This window comes from Streptomyces hirsutus (genome assembly GCF_001418415.1).
Classification (GTDB): domain Bacteria; phylum Actinomycetota; class Actinomycetes; order Streptomycetales; family Streptomycetaceae; genus Streptomyces; species Streptomyces hirsutus.
Window position 1 is genome coordinate 1 of the sequence record NZ_LIQT01000373.1, and the last position, 20,447, is coordinate 20,447.

Sequence of the window (20,447 nt, forward strand, 5' to 3'; positions counted from 1 at the left end):
CCCCATGCCCGTTCCCCTCCCCGCCCAGCGCCGCGTGCCGCAGGACCACCGAGCCGCCCATCGAGAACCCGACGGTCGCCACGCGCGTGTGCCCCAGTTCCCGCGCCCACGACACCGCCGCCGCCAGGTCCAGCACCTCGCGGTCCCCGAGCGTGGACCGTCCGCCCGAGGCACCGTGCCCGCGGAAGGAGAAGGTCACCACGGCCCCGTGCCGGGCGAACTCCCGTGCGACCCGCCGTACGTGCGGCCGGTCCGCGTTCCCCGTGAACCCGTGCGCGATCACGAACACGAGGTCATGGGAAGGCGGCCGCGAGATGTCCTTCCCGGTCACCCTTTCGGCCGCAGCCGGGTTGTATACAGAATTGATCCGCACGCCGTCCACCGTGCGCAAAAACGTCCGAAAAGACGTACCGCCCCAGGTAACTTCACGCGTCACACCACGTATCTTGAAATGCGGACCATTGGCGGAACGTGCCACATGACCTGACGGACCGGTGCTCATGTCGGCTATTCTCCTGAGAAGAGGACTCGGGCAGTGAAGCCCCCGGGTCCTTTTGTGCTTTCGGAAGCGTTGTATACGACGCGGGAAACCGCCGGTGTACGGGCCGTCGAAACGCACGAAGCAGTGCCGTAAACGTCCTCGCAGGGACCGAGGAGGAACCAGACGTTATGGGCGAGCGAACCGTGCACGTACGAATGACGACCCGGTCGTGGGCAGCACCACGACCCGAGCCCCGGGGCCAGGACCGCGTCCTCGACGGACTCGAAGGAGGGGTGCGATGAGTTCACTGCTCCTGCTGACCAACGCCCTCCAACCGTCGGCGGAGGTACTCCCCGCCCTCGGCCTGCTGCTCCACCAGGTGCGCGTGGCCCCCGCCGAGGGGCCCGCCCTGGTCGACACCCCCGGCGCCGACGTCATCCTCGTCGACGGCCGGCGCGACCTCCCGCAGGTACGCAACCTGTGCCAGTTGCTGCGGTCCACCGGTCCCGGCTGCCCCCTCGTCCTCGTGGTGACCGAGGGCGGCCTCGCCGCCGTCACCGCGGACTGGGGCATCGACGACGTCCTCCTCGACACCGCGGGACCGGCGGAGGTGGAGGCCCGGCTGCGGCTCGCCATGGGCCGGCAGCAGATCGTCGGCGACGACTCCCCCATGGAGATCCGCAACGGCGACCTGTCCGTCGACGAGGCGACCTACAGCGCCAAGCTCAAGGGACGCGTCCTCGATCTCACGTTCAAGGAGTTCGAGCTCCTGAAGTACCTCGCCCAGCACCCCGGCCGCGTCTTCACCCGCGCCCAGCTGCTGCAGGAGGTCTGGGGCTACGACTACTTCGGCGGCACCCGGACGGTCGACGTCCACGTACGGCGGCTGCGTGCCAAGCTCGGCCCCGAGCACGAGTCGCTGATCGGCACCGTGCGGAACGTGGGTTACCGATTCGTTACCCCGGACAAGGGTGAGCGGGCCGCCGAGGGCGCCAGGGCGAAGGCCGACCGGCAGCAGGCCGGGCCCGACCGCCAAAAGACGGCAGATGCGGACGAGACGGCCACCCTGGACACCACCGAGGCCCCGAGCCAGGCGTGAACGGCATCCGCACGAGCGTCGCGCCCGCACACGCGAGCCGTTTCCGTGCTGTTCACAAGGTCGTTCACGCTCTGCCCCGACCGGTTATATCCGCGTAGACTCCGCGCGTGGCCAAGGTGACTAGGGATGATGTGGCTCGGCTGGCGGGTACGTCCACCGCCGTCGTCAGCTATGTCATCAACAACGGACCGAGGCCGGTCGCCCCGGCCACGCGCGAACGCGTACTCGCCGCGATCAAGGAGCTGGGATACCGGCCGGACCGGGTCGCCCAGGCCATGGCGTCGCGGCGGACGGATCTCATAGGCCTGATCGTGCCGGACGCGCGCCAGCCCTTCTTCGGGGAGATGGCGCACGCGGTCGAACAGGCCGCGTCCGAGCGCGGAAAAATGGTGCTGGTCGGGAACTCCGACTACGTGGCCGAGCGCGAGGTCCACTACCTGCGGGCGTTCCTCGGCATGCGCGTCTCCGGCCTGATCCTGGTCAGCCACGCGCTGAACGACCTCGCCGCCGCGGAGATCGACGCCTGGGACGCCCGGATCGTCCTGCTGCACGAGCGCCCCGAGGCCATCGACGACGTCGCCGTCGTCACCGACGACCTCGGCGGCGCCCAGCTCGCCGTCCGCCACCTGCTGGAACACGGCAACGCGTACGTCGCCTGCGTCGGCGGCACCGCGGAGACCCCCGCGGTGGGCGACCCCGTCTCCGACCACGTCGAGGGCTGGCGGCGGGCCATGGAGGACGCGGGCATCCCGACCGAGGGCCGCCTCTTCGAGGCCCCGTACAACCGCTACGACGCCTATCGCGTCGGGCTCGACATCCTCTCCGGACCCAACCGCCCGCCCGCGATCTTCTGCTCCACCGACGACCAGGCGGTCGGCGTGCTGCGCGCGGCGCGCGAGCTGCGCATCGACGTGCCCGGCGAGCTGGCGGTCGTCGGGTTCGACGACATCAAGGAGGCGGCGCTCACCGACCCGCCGATGACGACGGTCGCCTCCGACCGCCCGGCGATGGCGCGTGCGGCGGTCGACCTCGTCCTCGACGACGGGCTGCGGGTGGCCGGCTCGCAGCGCGAGCGGCTGAAGATCTTCCCGTCCGAACTGGTGATCCGCCGCTCCTGCGGCTGCGGGTAGCACCGGACCTCCGGGCGGCCCCGCCGCCCTTGCGGCCCCGCCGTCCTTATATCGGGCATACGAGGTTCTGTCGGGCTTCTCAGCGGGCACTCAGGATGTTCTCATCGTCGGGCGCCAGGCTCGTTGACATGACCGAGAGCCATCGCCGCAGCAGCGAGCATGAGAGCCCCGAGGCGGGCGGCCACCAGCCCTACTCCTCCCCCGTGAACCCGGAGTGGCCGGCCCCGCCGGCGTACGCACCGGGGCATCCGACCACTGCCGCGCACCCGGCGGACCCGGCGGACCCGATGACGGCGACGCGCCCGATACCGGCGGCGGACCCGATGACGGCGACGCACCCGGTCGCCGCCGCGCACCCGGCGACACCAGCGGACTCGCCCCACGCGTCCGAGCCGGCCGCTCCCCACCCCCGCCGAAAGCGGAACCGGGGCCCGGTCGCGCTGCTCGCCGCCGTGGCGATCGTGGCGGCGGCCGTGGGCGGCGGCACCGCGTACGGCATCCAGGAGCTGGCCGGCGGCGCCACCGTTGCCTCGTCGAGCGCGAGCAGCACGAATGTGGTGCCGACCGGCCAGAAGGGCACGGTGGCCGGCGTCGCCAAGGCGGTCGGCCCGAGCATCGTCGAGATCAACGCCACCTCCAACGCCGGATCGTCCACCGGCTCCGGCGTGATCATCACCAACGACGGCGAGATCATCACCAACAACCACGTCGTCGCCGGCGCCTCCTCGGTCGAGGTGCGGACCGGCGACGGCAAGACGTACACCGCGGACGTCGTCGGCACGGAGAGCTCGAAGGACCTCGCGCTGATCAAGCTGAACGACGCATCGGGCCTGACGCCGGCCACCCTCGGCAACTCCGACGGCGTTCAGGTCGGCGACGAGGTCGTGGCGATCGGCTCCCCCGAGGGCCTGACCGGCACCGTCACCAGCGGCATCGTCTCGGCGCTCCACCGTGACGTGACCGTCTCCACGAACGAGAGCCAGGGGCAGCAACAGCAGCAGGGGCAGCAGGGCGGCGGCTGGCCGTTCGAGTTCGGCGGCCGGCAGTTCAACGGCGACACCGGCGGGGCCACGACGACGTACAAGGCGATCCAGACCGACGCGTCCCTGAACCCCGGGAACTCCGGCGGCGCGCTGATCGACATGAACGGCACCATCATCGGCATCAACTCCGCGATGTACTCGGCGAGCGGCAGCGGCTCCTCCTCGGCCGACGCCGGCAGCGTGGGCCTGGGCTTCGCCATCCCGGTCAACACGGTCAAGGCGGACCTCCCGACGCTGCGGGCCGGCTCCATGAACTGACGTGACGACGCGGCACTCACCCGAGGAGTCCGACATGACCAAGCAGATCCCGCAGGTCACCCACCGCATACCCGACGCCGGTACCGACCCCGCCGGTCTCGCCCTCGCGCTGGAGGTCGCGGCCGAGCTGCGCGCGCCGGCACGACGGGCCCCGGAAGTCGCCCCGCCCCCGCCCCACCGGAAGCCCAGCCCCGGTCGCGGCGGCCACCGCCGTACCGTGCGCGGCTGACCCGCGGCCGACCGGGGTCGCCCGCGCCCCGGGGGATCGTGCGAGCCTGAGAGCTTGAGAGGCTGAAGCCCGCAGGCCCCGAACCCTGCCCCCGCGCCCCCGTCCCGTGCAGACAGAGGAACCCGAGCCATGAGCCCCGCAGAAGGCGACCGTGCCCCCCAGCGCATCCTGATCGTCGACGACGAGCCGGCGGTGCGCGAAGCGCTCCAGCGCAGCCTCGCCTTCGAGGGATACGGCACCGAGGTCGCCGTCGACGGCGCGGACGCCCTGGAGAAGGCGGCGTCGTACCGGCCCGACCTGGTCATCCTCGACATCCAGATGCCCCGGATGGACGGCCTGACCGCCGCCCGCCGCATCCGGGCCACTGGCGACACCACGCCCATCCTGATGCTGACCGCCCGGGACACGGTCGGCGACCGGGTGACGGGACTGGACGCCGGGGCGGACGACTACCTGGTCAAGCCGTTCGAGCTGGACGAGCTGTTCGCCCGGATCCGCGCGCTGCTGCGCCGCAGCTCGTACGCGGCCGCCGTGGCCGGTGCCACCGAGCACAGCGACGTCCTCACCTTCGCCGACCTGCGCATGGACCTGTCGACCCGCGAGGTGACCCGGGGCACGCGCCAGGTGGAGCTGACCCGTACGGAGTTCACGCTGCTGGAGATGTTCATGGCGCACCCGCGCCAGGTGCTCACGCGGGAGCAGATCCTGAAGGCGGTCTGGGGCTTCGACTTCGAGCCGTCGTCGAACTCCCTCGACGTGTACGTCATGTACCTGCGCCGCAAGACCGAGGCGGGTGGCGAGCCGCGTCTGGTGCACACGGTGAGGGGCGTCGGCTACGCCCTGCGGCAGGGTGGCGCGGAGTGAACAGGCTGGTCCGCAGGTTCCGCTCGCTCCCGATCCGGGCGCGGCTGTCGCTGCTGGTGGCGGCGGCGGTGGCGTTCGCGGTGGCGGCGGTGTCGGTGACGTGCTGGTTCATCGTGCAGGGGAAGCTGTACGCGGAGCTCGACGACGACCTGCGGTCCTCGGTCCTCGAGCTGGACGAGAACCAGCTCGCCAGAATCGTCGACACCTGCGGCCGGACGCCTTCGCAGACGGACTCCATAGGCCCGCAGAGCGGGAGTTACGGCCAGCTGGTGAGCACGGACGGCACCGTGTGCCTGCTGCCCTTCGCCTCGGCCGCGGTCAAGGTCACCGGCGGCGACAAGGACGTGGCGAAGAACCCGGACCCCCGCTCCGCGCAGTTCCGCAACGGCGTCGACAGCGACGGCGACCAGGTGCGCGTGCTGACCACCGCGGTCACCGTCAAGGTGCCCCTGGGCCGGGGCGTGGCCAACGGCTACGCCTATGTCGCCGCCGTTCCCCTCGACAGCACCCGGTCAACGCTGGGCGACCTCGCCCTGATCCTGCTCCTCGTCTCCGGCGTCGGAGTACTGGGAGCAGCCGCCGCCGGCCTCGCGGTCGCCCGTGCGGGCCTGCGCCCCGTCGACGAACTCACCGAAGCCGTGGAACACGTGGCCCGTACGGAGGATCTGGACATCCGCATCCCCGTCGAGGACGACGCCGAGGACGAGGTCGCCCGCCTCTCCCGCTCCTTCAACTCCATGACGTCCGCCCTGGCCAGCTCCCGCGACCTGCAACAGCAGCTCATCGCGGACGCCGGCCACGAGCTGCGCACCCCGCTCACCTCCCTGCGGACCAACATCGAGCTCCTCACCCGCAGCGAGGAGACCGGCCGCCCGATCCCTCCCGACGACCGCAAGGCCCTCCTCGCCTCGGTGACGGCGCAGATGACCGAACTGGCGTCGCTCATCGGCGACCTGCAGGAACTGTCCCGCCCGGACACCGGCCAGCACGCCGGCCGGGCGCAGATCGTCGCCTGGCAGGACGTCGTGGAGTCGGCGCTGCGCCGCGCACGGCTGCGCGGCCCGGAACTGACCATCACGGCGGACGTCCGGCCGTGGTACGTCCGCGCGGAGCCCTCCGCGCTGGAGCGGGCCATGGTCAACGTCCTGGACAACGCGGTGAAGTTCAGCCCGGAGGGCGGCACCGTCGAGGTCCGCCTCGCCGACGGCGTCCTCACCGTCCGCGACCACGGCCCCGGCATCGCCGCCGACGAGCTCCCCCACGTCTTCGACCGCTTCTGGCGCTCCCCCACCGCCCGCGCACTCCCCGGTTCGGGCCTCGGCCTGTCCATCGTGGCCCGTACGGTCCAGCAGGCGGGCGGCACGGTCGCCCTGACCCGCGCGGAGAACGGCACCGGGGGCACGACGGTCACGATCCGCCTCCCGGGGGCACCGTCCCCGCCGCCCGAGGTGCCGTAGGCCGGAAGTTCCGTAGCCGCAGGTTCCCTGGCCGCAGGGGGAGGGGCGGCAACTTTTCGGTGCCGGGCGGCAACCGACCGGCGACTCGTCCCCCACACGGATCGGATCGCCGTATGAGTGAGCACCTTCGCAGGGCCCGGCACCGCAGCGGCACCAGGGCACGGGCGGTCACCCTCCCGCTGGCCCTGGCCACCGCGGCCGCCGCCCTGGCCTACGGAGCCGCACCCGGCACGGCCGCCCCCGCCGGACACCGGACCGCCGCCGCCCCCATCGCCGTACCACCGGCCGCAGCGCCCGCCGCGTCGGCCGCACCCGCCTGGGCCACCGCCACCGCCGACGGTTTCGCCTCCGTCGACGCGCTGGGCCAGGACGGCACGTACGGCGGCCGGGGCGGCGCGATCGTCACCGTCCGGACCCAGGCCGAACTGGAGCGGTACGCGACCGCCGCCGAGCCGTACGTGATCGTCGTGGCCGGGGCGATCACGATGAACCCGGTGGGCAAGGAGATCAAGGTCGCCTCCGACAAGACGATCGTGGGCTCGGGGACGTCCGGGCACATCGTCGGCGGCGGCTTCTTCCTCGGCCAGGGCGTGCACAACGTGATCATCCGCAACCTGACGATCCGGGACGCCTACCAGGGCATCTGGAACGACAAGGACCACGACTTCGACGCCGTGCAGATGGACGGCGCGCACCACGTCTGGATCGACCACAACGACCTGCGGAACATGGCGGACGGTCTGATCGACGTCCGCAAGGACAGTACGTACGTGACGGTCTCCTGGAACGAGATGAGCCACAACAACAAGACGTTCGGCATCGGCTGGACCGAGAACGTGCTGACCGACATCACGATCCACCACAACTGGATCCGCGAGACGGAACAGCGCAACCCGTCCACGGACAACTGCGCGCACGCGCACCTCTACAACAACTTCCTGGAGGACGTCCCCGGCACGGACATCACCTCCTCCTACGGCACCTACTCGCGCGGCGGCACGCGCATGGTGCTGGAGAACAGCTACTTCCAGGGCTTCAGGGACCCGGTGATCAAGGACGCGACGGCGACCGTGGTGCAGCGCGGCAACATCTTCTCGGGGACATCGGGCCGCAACGAGAGCGGCGGCACGGCGTTCGACCCAAGGACGTACTACGCGTACACGCCCGACGCGGCGGCGAACGTCCCGTCGCTCCTCAAGTCGGGAGCGGGTCCCCGCAGTTCCATCGGTACGACGGCCGCCGCGGGAGCCGCCACCCGGGCGGCCGCCGCGACGACCCTCACGGTCGCCAAGGACGGCACCGGTCAATACACCACGGTCCAGGCCGCGGTGAACGCCGTACCCGCGAACAACCCGTCCCGCGTGTTGATCTCCGTCAAGCCGGGCACGTACCGGGAGACGGTCCAGGTCCCGTCGAACAAGCCGCACATCACGGTGCAGGGCACCGGCGGCAGCCGCAAGGACACGGTGATCGTCTTCAACAACGCGGCGGGCACCCCGAAACCGGACGGTTCGGGGACCTACGGCACCTCGGGCAGCGCCACGTTCACCGTGCAGGCCGACGACTTCCAGGCCCGCAACCTGACGCTCGCCAACGACTTCGACGAGCGGGCCAACCAGTCCCTCGCCGGACACCAGGCCGTGGCCCTGCGCACCGCCGCCGACAAGGTCCTCCTGGACGGCGTCATCGTCGAGGGCGACCAGGACACCCTGCTGCTCGACACGGCCGCCAAGGACCGCCTCGGCAGGGTGAAGGTCACCAACTCCTACGTCGTCGGCAACGTCGACTTCATCTTCGGCCGGGCGACGGCGCTGATCGACCGTTCCGTCATCACGCTGAAGAAGCGCTGGGACGGCAGTTCCGCGGGCTACGTCACCGCCCCGAGCACGGCCGCCGGCCGCAACGGCATCCTGATCGCCAACTCCACGGTGAACGGCGACGTCGCGGACCGCACCTTCCACCTCGGCCGTCCCTGGCACGCGGGCGGCGACGCCTCCCTCGACCCGCAGACCACGGTCCGCGACACCTACCTCAGCGCCGCCGTCCGCACCGCGCCCTGGACCGACATGAGCGGCTTCTCCTGGAAGGACGACCGCTTCGCCGAATACCGGAACACCGGCCCCGGCGCCGGCTCCGCCTCCACCGACCGCCCCCACCTGACCGACGCCCAGGCGACGGCCCAGACCATCAACACCTGGCTGGGCGACTGGACCCCTACGGCGTCCTGACCTGCTCGTCCGGGGCCTGGAGACGACGTGCCGGGCCCCGGCACCTCACCGAAGACCCGATTCGTTCCTGATCCCCGTCAGGAACAGCTTCCACGCGGCCGAGCCGAAGACGAGCACCCCGCCGCCCCGCACCTTGCTGTCGCGGACCGGGGCGAGGCCGGCGCAGCCGTCGGCGACCTCGACGCAGTTGTTGTCTCCCCCGTCGCTGTAACTCGACTTGCGCCAGGCGGCGGTGCTGAGGTGGGGGGCCTGTTTCATGATCGGTGCTCCTCCAGTACGTCCCGGATGAACGTCAGCGAGTCCGACGGCGACAGCGCCAGATCCCGCAGCCGATCGTAGGACAAACGGTGGCGCAGGACGTCTCCCGAATCGTCCATCAGCAAGCCTCCGCTGTCACCTTCCGTGTACGCCGCAGCGCTTCCGTCCTTCTGCCACAGCAGGGTCAGCGAGCCTCTTCCCATGAGGTCGTGGATTCCGGCCGAGAACGGCAGCACCTGAACGACGACGTTGGGCCAGTGCGCGATCGCTTCGATGTGCGTCAGCTGACCGTCCCACGTCTCCAGGCCTGCCGCGGGACGACGGAAGGCGAGTTCGTCGATGACGAAACGGACGCTCGGGGCCGGACTCTTGTTCAGCAGAAGCTGTCGTCCCAGGCGGGCAGCCACCTGTTCCTCAACTGCCTCGCACTCCTGAACCGTTGTCCGGGGCCCGGACAACACCTCCCTGGCGAAGTCCTCGGTCTGCATCAGGCCGGGAACGTTCGGCGTGTACTTGTGCATGATCCGTGCCGTCGCCTCCAGACGCATGAACTCCTTGTACTTGTCCTTGAAGGCGTCGATCCGGGCCAGTTTCCAGAGGCTGACCAGCAGGTCGCCCGACCTGTAGTACCCGTCGAGATCCTCCATGACCGTCACCTTGGACAGTCGCTCGCCCGACTCCAGGCGACACAGATAGCTCTTGTCGTACCCGGACTCGTCGGCCAGCCGCCCCAGCGACTTGCCCTCCTTCTCCCGCAGGAAACGAAGCGTCCGCCCCAGCACCACGCGTCCCGACTCCGTCTGCGTGTCCACCTGTTCGGCCATGTCGCTCCTGTCCGTGGTCCGGGGTGACGGACAACGTCGGCCCCCTTCCGCAGCGTACGTGCCGTAAGTGACGATCGAGACACAAGCAGTAATCGCCGCCGGTCGCCATCCGGCCTTGCGGCCCGCACGGACAGGGGCACTCCCACCATCGAGGACAGTCACCGGGCAGCTGTCGAGTACGCGCCCGTACGAGCGCGATCCGCACATCGCACACCCTTGTGCGCTCACGTCAGAGGAACGACACCGTCGCCGCCAGAGAATGGACGTCTCCGCATGAGCAACACTCCGCTCCGCCTTCTCCCCTGGACCACTCCCGAAGGCAATCCCTGTTATCTGAGCACCGACAGGGACGACAGCAGACTCTCCCGGCTCGCCGACGACGTCGAGGCGGACCAGCTGGACTCGGGCGAGCAGGTGCTCGCGGGCGCCAGGGCCGTGCTCGGCGACCCGAAGGCCGGTGAGCGGGCGGTGCGCTTCGCGCTCACCAGGGCGACGGAGTCCCTGGAGGACGTACTCCGTGTCGCGGTCAGCCGGGGAGGACGCGTCAGGGCGGGTGGTGGCGGGTGACACGTCCGACCGGCCCCGTCCGGCACCCCGCGCGCTCTACCGTGGACCTCCGGCCCCCTGTCACACAGGCCGCGGAGGAGGAGCCGACCATGGCCCACGAAGTGGATCCGAACTCCTGCGAAAGAACACCGGAGGCGATCCGAGCGGCCCTGCAACGGCGCCCGGACTGGCTGCAGGCCTTCGAGCAGGAGTGGCTGAGCGCTGCCGCCGACTTCGACCAGCCGGCGCTCGACGCCGCGATCGACAAGTGGTTCCCCTTCGCCTGCGCCTGTGCCACCCCCGGGTATCTCGACGCCGTGGAGCAGACCGTCAAGCGCATGACGGAGGACGACACCGAAGGCCTCGTGTTCCGCGACGCGGAGGGCCACGCCTATGACGCGGACGGCCGGTCCGTCGATGCGGGCGGGCGTCGGTGAGCGCCTACCTCATCCGCTACGTGGACCGTGCGGCGGATCGAAAGGCCGCCTTACCGGACTCCCAGCGAACGTCGCTCGAGATCCTCGAGAAGCTGCTCACTCTCAACCCGTTCGGTCCGCCGGCGCTCAGCAACCGCGACAACAGCTGGTCGGCGGCCTTCCGGGGCGGCTTCGTCACCTATGTCGTCTCCAACCGCCACGTCGTCGTCAACGTCATCGACCTCGTGGCCCTCTGACACCGAGGGCGTGTATGACACTCTGGGGATCATGAAAACACCACCGGACGGGCTGCCTGCGTACCGCGTACTGACCGGTCCTGATGATGCGGCGTTCTGTCATCGTGTGAGCGAGGCCCTGGCGATGGGCTACCGCCTCCACGAAGGGCCGTCGGTCACGTTCAACGGCGACCGGGTGATCGTCGCGCAGGCGGTCGTGTGGCCCGGGGCGGGGGACGCCACCTCGGCGTGACGGGTCCGCGCCGGGCGTGCGCGCGGGATCGGCACGCGGCCGCCCGTCCCCGCTCACTTCCCTTCGGTGTCGGCGGGAGATGCCGCGTCATTGTCTGTCAGGGCTGCCGCCACCGCACGGTGAAGGCAGCCCTGTTCCCCTCGTCGGATGCCGGGGCCAGGGCCTCATCCGATCGAGCGAGAAGGAGACGTTTCCCCTGGTCGGCTGTAACGCCGCGCCTACCGTGATCACGTTGCTTGTGCCCTGGGCACGCTCAGCCCACACTTGAGGAGGTGACGTCACCATGACCGCTCTTGCGTACGAGAGGCCCGAGACCATGTCTGAGATCAGGACCGCGGCCGGGCCGGAGAACGGAACCGAGAACGGGCCCGACCTGGACGAAGTCGTGTGGCAGGCATGGAAGGCCGTGGAACTCCCGGAGGGCTACCGCGCCGAGATCATCGAGGGAGCCATCGAGGTGTCGCCCACCGGCCGCCTGTCCCATGCCCAGATCGCCAACCGGCTGCGCAACGCGCTGGTGCGGTTCCTGGGAGAGGGCGAGTACTCGGCGTACCAGGACGCCAATGTCATCTTCCGGCGCAAGGGGTGGATCCCCGATGTCTTCGTCGCGCCCGAGGACCTGGAGCCGTACGCGGACGAGGACGGGCTCGGTGTCGATGCGGCGGCGGTTCGTCTGGTGGTCGAGGTGGTCTCGCCCGGAAAGCGCCACGAGGACCGCGACCGGGTCAGGAAGCGCCGTGAATACGCCCGCGCCGGCATCCCGGTATACGTGATCATCGACGACTACGACGCGCAGGGCACCGTGACCGTCCTCACCGAACCCCGGCCCGACAAGGCCGACTGGCTGGGCGTCGTGCGGGTCCCCTACGGAACCGACGTCGATATCCCGAAAGGGCCCGCCACCGGCTTCGTGATCGGAGAGGCGATCACCGGCCCCAAGCGGACCTGAGCCGGAACAGGAAGAAGGGGCCCGGTACCCGTAAGGCCTCGCACGGCCTGCCGGATGTACCGAGCCCCTCCCCGGAAAACGTCCGTCGGCTACTGCACGATCGTGATGCGGTCCGCCGCCGGCGGTGCGAGCGGGTTCGAGGCCGAGGAATTGGCCGTCAGGTACCGCTCCAGGGCCGTCAGGTCGTCCTCGCCGACCATGTCGCCCGTGCCCTCGCCGAGGGTGGTGAAGCCGTCGCCGCCGCCCGCGAGGAAGCTGTTCGTGGCCACGCGGTAGGTGGCGGCCTCGTCGATCGGCTCGCCGTTCAGCTCGATGGAGTCCGTGACCACCCGGTCCGCGCCCGTCTTCGTCAGGTCCAGGGTGTAGGTCAGGCCGGAGGAGACCTGGAGGATCTTCATCGAGGCCTCGTTCGGGCCGCTCACCTGCTCCTTGAGGACCTGGATCAGCTGGGCGCCGGTGAAGTCCTGGAGGTTGACCGTGTTGGCGAAGGGCTGGACGGTGAAGCCCTCGGCGTAGGTGACCACGCCGTCGCCCTCGGCGGCGCTCGCCGCGTAGGTGAGGGAGGCGCGGATGCCGCCCGGGTTCATCAGGGCCAGGTCGGTCTCCGGGTCCAGCGTCCTGCCGTACTCCAGCTGGGCGTCGGCGATCAGGTCGCCGAGCGGGGACTCGGTGCCGTCCTTGACGATGTCACCGGAGAGGTGACCGATCGCGCGGTTGCCGATGGGGGCGGCGAGGGTGTTCCACTGGTCGATCAGCCGGGTCATGTCCGGCGCCTTCGGGACGTCCCGCGTCACCACGTGGTTCGCCGACTTCACGGCCGTACGGGCGATGTCACCCGTGCGGCGGTCGTACGTCAGCGTCGTGTCCGTGTAGAGGCGGCCGAAGGACGCGGCCGAGGTGACCATGCGGGGGTTGCCCGCCGGGTCCGGGATCGTGCAGACGTACGCCGCGTGGGTGTGGCCGGTGACCAGCGCGTCCACCTGGGGCGAGACGTTCTTCGCGATGTCCGCGATCGGGCCGGAGACGCCGTCGCCCGCGCCCGGGGAGTCGCAGTCGTAGTTGTACGCGGACGAGGCCGGGAAGCCGCCCTCGTGGACCAGGGCGACGATCGACTTCACGCCCTGGCGCTGGAGCTCCTTGGCGTACTTGTTGATCGTGTCGACCTCGTCCTTGAAGGACAGGCCCTTGACGCCCTCGGCCGAGACGATGTCCGGGGTGGCCTCCAGCGTCACGCCGATGAAGCCGACCTTGACGCCGTTCTGCTTCCACACCCAGTACGGCTTGAGGACGGGCTTCCCGGTCTTCTCGTTCAGGACGTTGGCCGCCAGGTACGGGAAGTCGGCGCCCTTGAACTTCTTGTCCGTGGAGCAGCCGTCGGTGGGGTGGCAGCCGCCGTTCTGCAGCCGGGCCAGTTCCCGCACGCCCTCGTCGAACTCGTGGTTGCCGACGGACGTGACGTCCAGGTCGAGCTTGTTCAGCGCCTCGATGGTGGGCTCGTCGTGGAACAGGCCCGAGATCAGCGGGGACGCGCCGACCATGTCGCCGCCGGCCGCGGTGACGGAGTACCGGTTGCCCTTGCGGGCCTCGCGCAGGTGCGTGGCGAGGTACTCCACACCACCCGCGTCGATGTTCTCCGTCGTCCCGTCCTCGTGGAGGTGGGTGACCCGGCCCGAGGAGCCCGTCGGGGGTTCGAGGTTGCCGTGCAGGTCGTTGAAGGACAGCAACTGCACGTCCTGGTAACGGCCCTTGCCGCCGTCGTGCCCCTTGTGCAGGCCGTGCGACGTGCCGCCCTTGCCCTCACCGGCGCTCGCCGCACCGGCGGGCAGGGTGGCCGCGGTCAGCGCGCCGACGGTGAGCACACCGGCCGCGGTCGCGAGAAGACGGTTCGTACGGCGTCTGCGGCGCTGTACCGACGAGGCCGGCGATGCGGGTGTGGCTGGCATGTGCCCCCCAGAGGGTCTGCGTGGGTCCGGGTGAGTGTGCGTGCGTGCTGCGAGATGCGTCGGGGTCGGTCGGGGCCGGTCCACGTGGGTCCGGAGGGGATCCGGGTGAGGCGCGCCGACCGCCCGGAAGCCTAAGGTCAACGCGCGTAGCGCGACAGGGGTTTCGCGGTTACATCCTGGTTATCTTTCCCACCGCCGGTGGTGTCCGGGACCGATCGGCCGGCACCGCGTGCTCCGTGTCCCGTCCGTTTTCGACGGGCTCGGCTTACCCTCGTACGCATGACCAGCGACGACACCGCACACTCCGGCCGCACCCGCTCGCTCCAGAGGTACGCCGCGCTCTCCCCGGAGCAGGTCGAGGCGGTTCTCGCCCTGCTCGACGAGGCCGCCCGGACCGACGGACAGCAGGCGGTGTCCGAGCAGGGGCGGTTGCAGCTGCGCGGCGGGGAGCGGGCGGGCGTCTCGCATCTGCTGCTCTCCCTCACGGGCGAAGGAGACAGCGCCGGCTCCGGTGAACTCGTCGGCTACGCCCAGTTGGAGGACACCGACCCGGTGGAGCCCCCGGCCGCCGAACTGGTCGTGCACCCCTCGCACCGGGGGCAGGGGCACGGGCGGGCGCTCGGGTCCGCGCTGCTCGCCGGCTCCGGCAAGCGGATGCGGGTGTGGGCGCACGGCGGTCACTCCGCCGCCCGGCACCTCGCCCAGGTCCTCGGCCTCACGCTTTTCCGTGAACTGCGGCAGATGCGGCGGTCGTTGACGGACCTGGACCTGCCCGACCCCGTCCTCCCCGAAGGCGTGACCGTACGCGCCTTCGTCCCCGGCCGGGACGACGCCGCCTGGCTCGCGCTGAACGCCGCCGCGTTCGCCCACCACCCCGAGCAGGGCTCCCTCACCCAGCGCGACCTCGACGACCGCAAGGCCGAACCCTGGTTCGACCCGAAGGGCTTCTTCCTCGCCGAGCGGGACGGCCGCCTCGTCGGCTTCCACTGGACCAAGGTGCACCGGACGGAGAACCTCGGCGAGGTGTACGTCCTCGGGGTGAGCCCGCAGGCCCAGGGCGGCGGGCTCGGCAAGTCCCTCACGACGATCGGGCTGCGGCACCTGGCGGGGCAGGGACTGCCGACCGTCATGCTGTACGTCGACGCCGACAACAAGGCGGCGGTGGCCGTCTACGAGCGACTGGGCTTCCTGACCCACGAGACGGACCTGATGTACCGCACCGAGACCTGAGACCCGAAGCCCGATCGGCCCGCGAGCCCGCGAGCCCGCGGGCCCGGGAACTGGGGCCCTGGGCCCGCGTACCCCGCTCCGCTCCGGCCCGGCCCCGATCCCGCGGACCTCAGGAGCGGGACCCGAGGCCTCCGCCGATCCGTCTCCGTACCGGCTCCGCCCCGCACACCGCCCACACCGCCAGGGCCGCGCACAGCAGTACCGTCCACCGGTCGTGGGCCGCCGCCCACCTCTCGTCGTCCGGCGCCACGAACAGGGCCCAGCGCTCCGGCCACAGCAGGGACGCCGGCACCGCCGTCGTGAACAGGGCGCCCGCGACGGCCTGGCCCGGCCGCGTGCTGTCCGACCGGCGGACGGCGAACGCCGCTCCGGCCAGGGCGAGGGCGAGGGCCGCCGCCGCTTCTAGGGTGACGCCGCCGACCGGAGGCCGTACGCCCGCGGGGACCAGCAGCAGCGCGACCGTCCACCCCAGGGCCGCGACCGGGACGACGGGGGCGAGGCGCAGGGTGTGCCGCACGGCACGCCGGGTCGGTACGGCGGCGGTGGTGTGCCGGGCCGGGTCGTCCAGCAGGAAGGCCGCGCCGAGCGCGAAGGCGAGGGCGGACATCCGCAGCGCGTTCAGCGCCAGCCGGCCGGTCGCGTCCTCCCCCAGCAGCCGGGGCGCGGCGGCGAACAGCAGCCCGAGGCCGCCCGCCACCCCGATCGCCCGCCACGGCAGCGTCCGTACGACCGGCCGCACCAGCGCGCGCCACGCCCCCGCGGCCCCGCTCGTGTCCCCGCTCACTCCTGGCATTCGTCCGCCTCCTCCGGCGCGTCCAGACCCAGCAGTTGCGCGGTCCGGTCCGTCGTCACCTCCGGGGTCGTCAGCTCGTCCCAGTGCGCCGTGACCTTCGCGCCGATCTCCTCCCGCGGCCGGTCCAGCAGTTCGCGGACGAGTTCGGTGTGCGCCGCGGTCATGGACAGCGGCTCCGTCTGCGAGACGACGACCGCCGAACCGGACGTGCTGTCGTCGACGCGGATGTCCCTCAGGTCGGACAGCGGGTCGGACCCGCCGGCCAGCGCCAGCCACATCACGGTGACGAGCCGGCCGTCGCACAGGGTGCCCGCCACCGCCTCCTTCCCGGTGACCAGCACACCGGCCACGGCGACGGCGAACTCGGGGACGCGGTTGCCGCCCCACATCGTGCCGACGCTCACCTGGTTCGGGGCGGTGAGCGGGTCCATCGCCGCGTCGCTGGTCAGTCCGTACCGTGCCTCGACCCGCTGCCGTACGACCAGCGACCGGTCCTGCACGGCGTCGCCCGCGAGGGATTTCACCCGGTCCACGACCTCGGCCCAGTCATCGGTGCGCGAGGTCCACTCCGGGAAGGCGCAGTACGTCGTGCCGTCCCGTTCGACGCACTTCTGCAGCTCCTGCGGGGCGGTCGAGTACCGCGTACGGGCCTTCTCCGTCTCCGCCGGCACGCCGCCGGTCTGCATCACCGCACCCAGCAGCGTCAGCGCCACCGCACCGGCGAGCCCGGCATGAACACCCCGGTTGCCGACGAACCGGCCCCGGAGGACCCGCCCCATGCCGGAACCGGAACCGGAGCGGGCACCGGCGCCCTCGCCGGAGACCAGCACCGCCGCCAGCGCCACGCTCAGCGCGAGCCCGGCGAGGTACAGGGCGTGCCAGGCGGCCGGACGGCCCAGCAGTTCGGACGGCAGGGTCCTGATGCTGTAATCGCCGACCACCGGCATCAGCCACCGGGTCGCGTCGCCTTCCCGGGGCATCGCGGCGAACAGGGAGAAGAAGAGCAGCACGACGAGCAGCAGCGGCGCCGCAAAAGCGGAGGCGAACAGGCGGGCGAGCAGCACCCCGAGCGTCCCGAGCAGCAGTACGGACAGCGGCCCGGCGAGGAGTTCGCCCGGCGAACCGTTCCCGAGCGCACCGGGCTTGAGAGCCTCCCACCCGAACTGCCCTCCCACGCACACCGCGACGAGCAGCACCGCCGGTACGAGGGACAGCAGATGCGCGACGGTACGGCGCCACGGCGGCAGCACCAGCACGGCGAAGTGCCGCTCGGTGTCGTACCGCCGCGCCCGCAGCACGGCCTGGTTGACGGAGAGTAGCACCGCGAGTCCCACGAGCAGGGGGGCGGTCTGGGTGGCGCGGTCGGCGTCCTGAAGGGCGGGGAAGCCCTCGTAGGAGGTGCGCGTACGCCACACGGTCCAGCCGATGTACACGGCGAAGGCGAGGAGGACCGGCAGGCGCGTCAGCAGTCTGCGGGCCTCGAAGCCGGCGAGGGCGAGCACGGCCGCCCAGGACGCGCGCGGTCCGGCCGGCGCGGTTTCGGCGGGCGGGGTCACGGTCGCGGTGGTCGTCGTGGTCATGCCGCCGCCTCCGCGCCGAAGCCGCCGCCCCTGCCGAGGCCACCGACGCCGCCGATGCCGTCGAGGGTGAGCAGGTAGCCGTCCTCCAGGGTGGGTTCGAGGAGATCGGCGCCGTCGGGCGGATCGCCCACGTTGCGGAAGGTGCCGAGGCCGGTGCGCCACCCCGCCTTCGCGCCGGGGTCGCGTTCGGCACTGCTCCACACCCGTCCGCCGGCCTGGGCGGTCAGCTCGGCGGGGGTGCCGTCGAAGTGGACGGTACCGGCGGCCATGACCACCACCCGGTTGCAAAGCATCGCCACGTCCTCGGTCTGGTGGGTGGACAGGAGGACGGTCCGCCCCTCACCGGCGTGGGCGATCAGCTCGCGGAACCGCATCCGCTGTTCGGGGTCCAGGCCGACGGTCGGCTCGTCGAGGACGAGGAAGGCGGGGTCGCCGACCAGGGCCGCGGCAAGGGCGGTCCGCTGGCGCATCCCGCCGGACAGCTTCCGCAGCCGCTTTCCGCGTACGCCGGTGAGCCCGACCTCGTCCAGTACGCGCCGCACCTCACGGTGGCGGGCGGTGCGGTCGGTGAGCTCCTTGAGGATCGCCACGTAGTCGACGAACTCGAAGGCGGTGAAGTCGGGGTGGAAACCGGGCGCCTGCGGCAGATAGCCGAGCCGGCGCCGGACCTCCTGACGGCCGCGCGAGGTGCCGGGGTCGTGGCCGAGCACCGTGAACACGCCCCGGTCGGCCGGTACGGCGGTGGCGAGCACCCTCAACAGGGTGGTCTTGCCCGCGCCGTTGGGCCCGAGCAGGCCGGTGACACCGGTGGACAGCCGCAGCGACACCTCGTCGAGGGCCCGGGTGCCACCGAAGTGGAGACTCAGCCCGGAGGCGGAAACGGTCGGGGTCATGCAGAACTCCCGTACAGGTCGTGGAAGAAGCAGAAGAAGCAGAAGAAGTGGAGGAAGTGGAAGAAACGGAGGATGAGGATGAGGATGAGGATGAGGATGAGGAGGAGCGGCGGCCTTCAGGCCGTGCCGCCGCCGCCGCTGCCACCGCCCGCGCCCCTCGCCCGGTTGAGGTCGAAACGGTCGCGGAGCAGGAAGAGCAGCCCGGCCGCGAGTACGGCGACCAGCGCCGACACCCCCTGCCCGGCCGCGGTGAACGGGGCGAGCGGGTCGGTCACGGCCTCCCGGCCCGTCCGCGCGACGAGCAGCAGCGTGATCCAGCCGCCGCCGACGAGGGACGGTGCCAGCACCGGACCCAGGCGTGCCGCCAGGGCGAGGCCGGTGGCGCTGAGCGCGAGGGCGGGCAGCAGCCACGCCAGCGCTGCCGCCCCGTACCAGGGCAGGGCCAGCGTCGCCAGGCCGTTGAGGCCGAGCACGGCGCCGAGCACCGCCACCGTACGGATCATCAGCAGCCGGAACCCGGGCATCGGGGCGACGACCGCCATCTCGTACGTCGGGTCCAGCGCGGGCCCGTACGACAGCGCCACCCCGAGGAGCGGCAGCAGCGGCGCGAGGGCGAGGAAGAGGGTGGGCGAACCGGTGGTCGCGCCGGAGCGGCCCGCGACCACGGTCAGCAGCAGCACGGCGACGACCGCGACCAGCCAGGAACGGCGCAGTACCGGCGTGGCCGCGAGGAGGCGCACGGTGTGATCGGCGACGCCGAGGCGCAGCAGCAGGGACTCCAGGAAGCCCGGCCGGGGTGCGTCCAGCTCGGCGTCGAGCCGTTCCCAGCCCGCGTCGAGCGCGACGGGGTCCGCGGCCTCGGCGAGGACGCCCCGGCAGTGCGCGCAGGCGGTGAGGTGAGTGTCGGCGGACCACAGCATCGGCGCCGCCAGCTCACCCCGCGCGTACGCCCGCAGGTCCTCCGCCGGTACGTGCCACCGCGAGCCGCCCCCCGTCCCCCCGGGACCACCGTTCGCGCCGTCCGTCGAGTCGTACGTCATGCCAGCGCCTCCCGCAGTTGCTTGCGGGCCCGCATCGCCCGCGTCTTGACCGTCCCCGGCGGTATGCCGAGCAGCACGGCCGCCTCGCGGGTGGTCAGCCCGTCGACGACGGTGGCCTGGAGCACCGCGCGCAGTTCCGGCGACAGCCGGACCAGCGCACCGGCCAGGTCCCCGTGCTCCACCCCCGCGAGCACGCGTTCCTCCGCCGAGGCCTCGTCCCGGTGCCGCAGCCGGGCCAGCGTCTGCCGCAGCCGGCCGCGTGCCCCGGCACCGCGCAGCGCGTCGATCAGCCGGCGCGAGGCGATCCGCCACAGCCACCCGGCAGCATCCCCACGCGCCCCACGCGCCTCATGTGCCCCACGCGCCCCGCTCGACGTGCCGGCGGCGCCCGCCGCGTCCTCCCGGTACCGGGCCGTCCCCCGCCACACCGCGAGGAACGTCTCCTGCACGACGTCGTCGACGATCCCCGCATCGGCGCACCGGCTGCGCATCCGGGCGGTCAGCCACGGGGCGTAGCGCCGGTACAGCTCCTCGAAGGCACGCCGGTCGGCGTCCTCGGCAACGGCACGCAGCAGCTCACCGTCGCTTCTCGTTTCGCTCACGTCCCCTCATCGGACGAGCCCCGCGAATCGGTTCACACCCACGCAGCCGTCCTGCGCGACCCGCCCAAGCCCTCGCCCTCACCCGGGCTCTCCCC

General features: G+C 71.6%; 22 protein-coding genes. 13 read left to right on the forward strand and 9 right to left on the reverse strand.

Features of this window, described 5'->3' with window-relative positions; translation table 11 throughout:
* A partial coding sequence (locus tag AOK11_RS26410) for an alpha/beta hydrolase (protein WP_157869451.1) occupies nucleotides 1-502 on the reverse strand: 502 nt, incomplete at its 3' end.
* 277 nt (nucleotides 503-779) lie between these two features.
* On the opposite strand from AOK11_RS26410, the gene AOK11_RS26415 reads away from it, so the two are divergent.
* The 7 genes from AOK11_RS26415 to AOK11_RS26445 all read left to right on the forward strand — a co-directional run bounded on the left by AOK11_RS26415 (nucleotide 780) and on the right by AOK11_RS26445 (nucleotide 8,789).
* Entirely contained in the window at nucleotides 780-1,580 is an 801-nt protein-coding gene (locus AOK11_RS26415) for a winged helix-turn-helix transcriptional regulator (RefSeq protein WP_055596223.1), read from the forward strand.
* 107 nt (nucleotides 1,581-1,687) lie between these two features.
* The gene (locus AOK11_RS26420) at nucleotides 1,688-2,710 is read left to right on the forward strand and encodes a LacI family DNA-binding transcriptional regulator (RefSeq protein ID WP_079035097.1); all 1,023 of its coding nucleotides are present in this window, start codon (nucleotides 1,688-1,690) and stop codon (nucleotides 2,708-2,710) included.
* 128 nt (nucleotides 2,711-2,838) lie between these two features.
* Nucleotides 2,839-4,011, forward strand: a complete 1,173-nt coding sequence (locus AOK11_RS26425) for a S1C family serine protease (protein ID WP_055596225.1) — start codon at nucleotides 2,839-2,841, stop codon at nucleotides 4,009-4,011.
* 34 nt (nucleotides 4,012-4,045) lie between these two features.
* Complete coding sequence (locus AOK11_RS26430; protein WP_055596241.1) at nucleotides 4,046-4,240, forward strand: hypothetical protein; 195 nt, start codon at nucleotides 4,046-4,048, stop codon at nucleotides 4,238-4,240.
* 129 nt (nucleotides 4,241-4,369) lie between these two features.
* Nucleotides 4,370-5,104, forward strand: a complete 735-nt coding sequence (locus AOK11_RS26435; RefSeq protein WP_055596226.1) for a response regulator transcription factor — start codon at nucleotides 4,370-4,372, stop codon at nucleotides 5,102-5,104.
* Nucleotides 5,101-6,561 carry a sensor histidine kinase gene (locus AOK11_RS26440; RefSeq protein ID WP_055596227.1) on the forward strand — a complete coding sequence of 487 codons (1,461 nt, stop codon included), beginning with the start codon at nucleotides 5,101-5,103 and terminating at the stop codon, nucleotides 6,559-6,561. Before AOK11_RS26435 ends, AOK11_RS26440 begins: the two co-directional genes overlap by 4 nt.
* A gap of 113 nt (nucleotides 6,562-6,674) precedes the next feature.
* Nucleotides 6,675-8,789, forward strand: a complete 2,115-nt coding sequence (locus AOK11_RS26445; RefSeq protein WP_055596228.1) for a pectinesterase family protein — start codon at nucleotides 6,675-6,677, stop codon at nucleotides 8,787-8,789.
* A gap of 45 nt (nucleotides 8,790-8,834) precedes the next feature.
* On the opposite strand, the gene AOK11_RS26450 is transcribed toward AOK11_RS26445, so the two are convergent.
* On the reverse strand, nucleotides 8,835-9,047 hold the full coding sequence (locus AOK11_RS26450) for a DUF397 domain-containing protein (RefSeq protein ID WP_055596229.1): 213 nt from the start codon (nucleotides 9,045-9,047) through the stop codon (nucleotides 8,835-8,837).
* A complete protein-coding gene (locus tag AOK11_RS26455; RefSeq protein ID WP_055596230.1) occupies nucleotides 9,044-9,871 on the reverse strand; it encodes a helix-turn-helix domain-containing protein in 828 nt (275 codons plus the stop codon). The genes AOK11_RS26450 and AOK11_RS26455 overlap by 4 nt, the downstream gene beginning before the upstream one ends.
* 273 nt (nucleotides 9,872-10,144) lie before the next feature.
* Between AOK11_RS26455 and AOK11_RS26460 the strand changes: the two genes are divergently transcribed.
* The 5 genes from AOK11_RS26460 (at nucleotide 10,145) to AOK11_RS26480 (ending at nucleotide 12,271) form a co-directional block, all read left to right on the forward strand.
* A complete protein-coding gene (locus AOK11_RS26460; RefSeq protein WP_055596231.1) occupies nucleotides 10,145-10,438 on the forward strand; it encodes a hypothetical protein in 294 nt (97 codons plus the stop codon).
* Nucleotides 10,439-10,527: 89 nt separating this feature from the next.
* Nucleotides 10,528-10,854, forward strand: coding sequence for a DUF6247 family protein (locus AOK11_RS26465; protein WP_055596232.1), 327 nt, complete (start codon nucleotides 10,528-10,530; stop codon nucleotides 10,852-10,854).
* Nucleotides 10,851-11,090: a hypothetical protein gene (locus tag AOK11_RS26470; RefSeq protein ID WP_055596233.1), complete on the forward strand. Its 240-nt coding sequence runs from the start codon at nucleotides 10,851-10,853 to the stop codon at nucleotides 11,088-11,090. Before AOK11_RS26465 ends, AOK11_RS26470 begins: the two co-directional genes overlap by 4 nt.
* A 31-nt stretch (nucleotides 11,091-11,121) precedes the next feature.
* Nucleotides 11,122-11,322 carry a DUF1737 domain-containing protein gene (locus AOK11_RS46255; protein WP_055596242.1) on the forward strand — a complete coding sequence of 67 codons (201 nt, stop codon included), beginning with the start codon at nucleotides 11,122-11,124 and terminating at the stop codon, nucleotides 11,320-11,322.
* Nucleotides 11,323-11,605: 283 nt separating this feature from the next.
* A complete protein-coding gene (locus AOK11_RS26480) occupies nucleotides 11,606-12,271 on the forward strand; it encodes a Uma2 family endonuclease (protein WP_055596234.1) in 666 nt (221 codons plus the stop codon).
* An 89-nt stretch (nucleotides 12,272-12,360) separates the two neighbouring features.
* Here the strand turns inward: AOK11_RS26480 and AOK11_RS26485 are convergent, their stop codons facing one another.
* Nucleotides 12,361-14,214, reverse strand: coding sequence for a bifunctional metallophosphatase/5'-nucleotidase (locus AOK11_RS26485; RefSeq protein WP_055596235.1), 1,854 nt, complete (start codon nucleotides 14,212-14,214; stop codon nucleotides 12,361-12,363).
* 279 nt (nucleotides 14,215-14,493) lie between these two features.
* Here AOK11_RS26485 and mshD point away from each other — a divergent pair, with 279 nt between their 5' ends.
* Nucleotides 14,494-15,444, forward strand: a complete 951-nt coding sequence (mshD, locus tag AOK11_RS26490) for a mycothiol synthase (RefSeq protein WP_055596236.1) — start codon at nucleotides 14,494-14,496, stop codon at nucleotides 15,442-15,444.
* Nucleotides 15,445-15,553: 109 nt separating this feature from the next.
* Here mshD and AOK11_RS26495 read toward each other — a convergent pair whose 3' ends face one another.
* The 5 genes from AOK11_RS26495 to AOK11_RS26515 all read right to left on the reverse strand — a co-directional run bounded on the left by AOK11_RS26495 (nucleotide 15,554) and on the right by AOK11_RS26515 (nucleotide 20,352).
* The gene (locus tag AOK11_RS26495) at nucleotides 15,554-16,237 is read right to left on the reverse strand and encodes a hypothetical protein (RefSeq protein WP_055596237.1); all 684 of its coding nucleotides are present in this window, start codon (nucleotides 16,235-16,237) and stop codon (nucleotides 15,554-15,556) included.
* Nucleotides 16,225-17,817: a hypothetical protein gene (locus AOK11_RS26500; RefSeq protein ID WP_055596238.1), complete on the reverse strand. Its 1,593-nt coding sequence runs from the start codon at nucleotides 17,815-17,817 to the stop codon at nucleotides 16,225-16,227. The genes AOK11_RS26495 and AOK11_RS26500 overlap by 13 nt, the downstream gene beginning before the upstream one ends.
* A complete protein-coding gene (locus tag AOK11_RS26505) occupies nucleotides 17,814-18,710 on the reverse strand; it encodes an ABC transporter ATP-binding protein (protein ID WP_055596239.1) in 897 nt (298 codons plus the stop codon). Before AOK11_RS26505 ends, AOK11_RS26500 begins: the two co-directional genes overlap by 4 nt.
* A 116-nt stretch (nucleotides 18,711-18,826) precedes the next feature.
* Nucleotides 18,827-19,750 carry a cupin domain-containing protein gene (locus AOK11_RS26510; protein WP_240497495.1) on the reverse strand — a complete coding sequence of 308 codons (924 nt, stop codon included), beginning with the start codon at nucleotides 19,748-19,750 and terminating at the stop codon, nucleotides 18,827-18,829.
* Complete coding sequence (locus AOK11_RS26515; protein WP_055596240.1) at nucleotides 19,747-20,352, reverse strand: RNA polymerase sigma factor; 606 nt, start codon at nucleotides 20,350-20,352, stop codon at nucleotides 19,747-19,749. The genes AOK11_RS26510 and AOK11_RS26515 overlap by 4 nt, the downstream gene beginning before the upstream one ends.
* Between the last annotated feature and the right edge of the window lie 95 nt (nucleotides 20,353-20,447).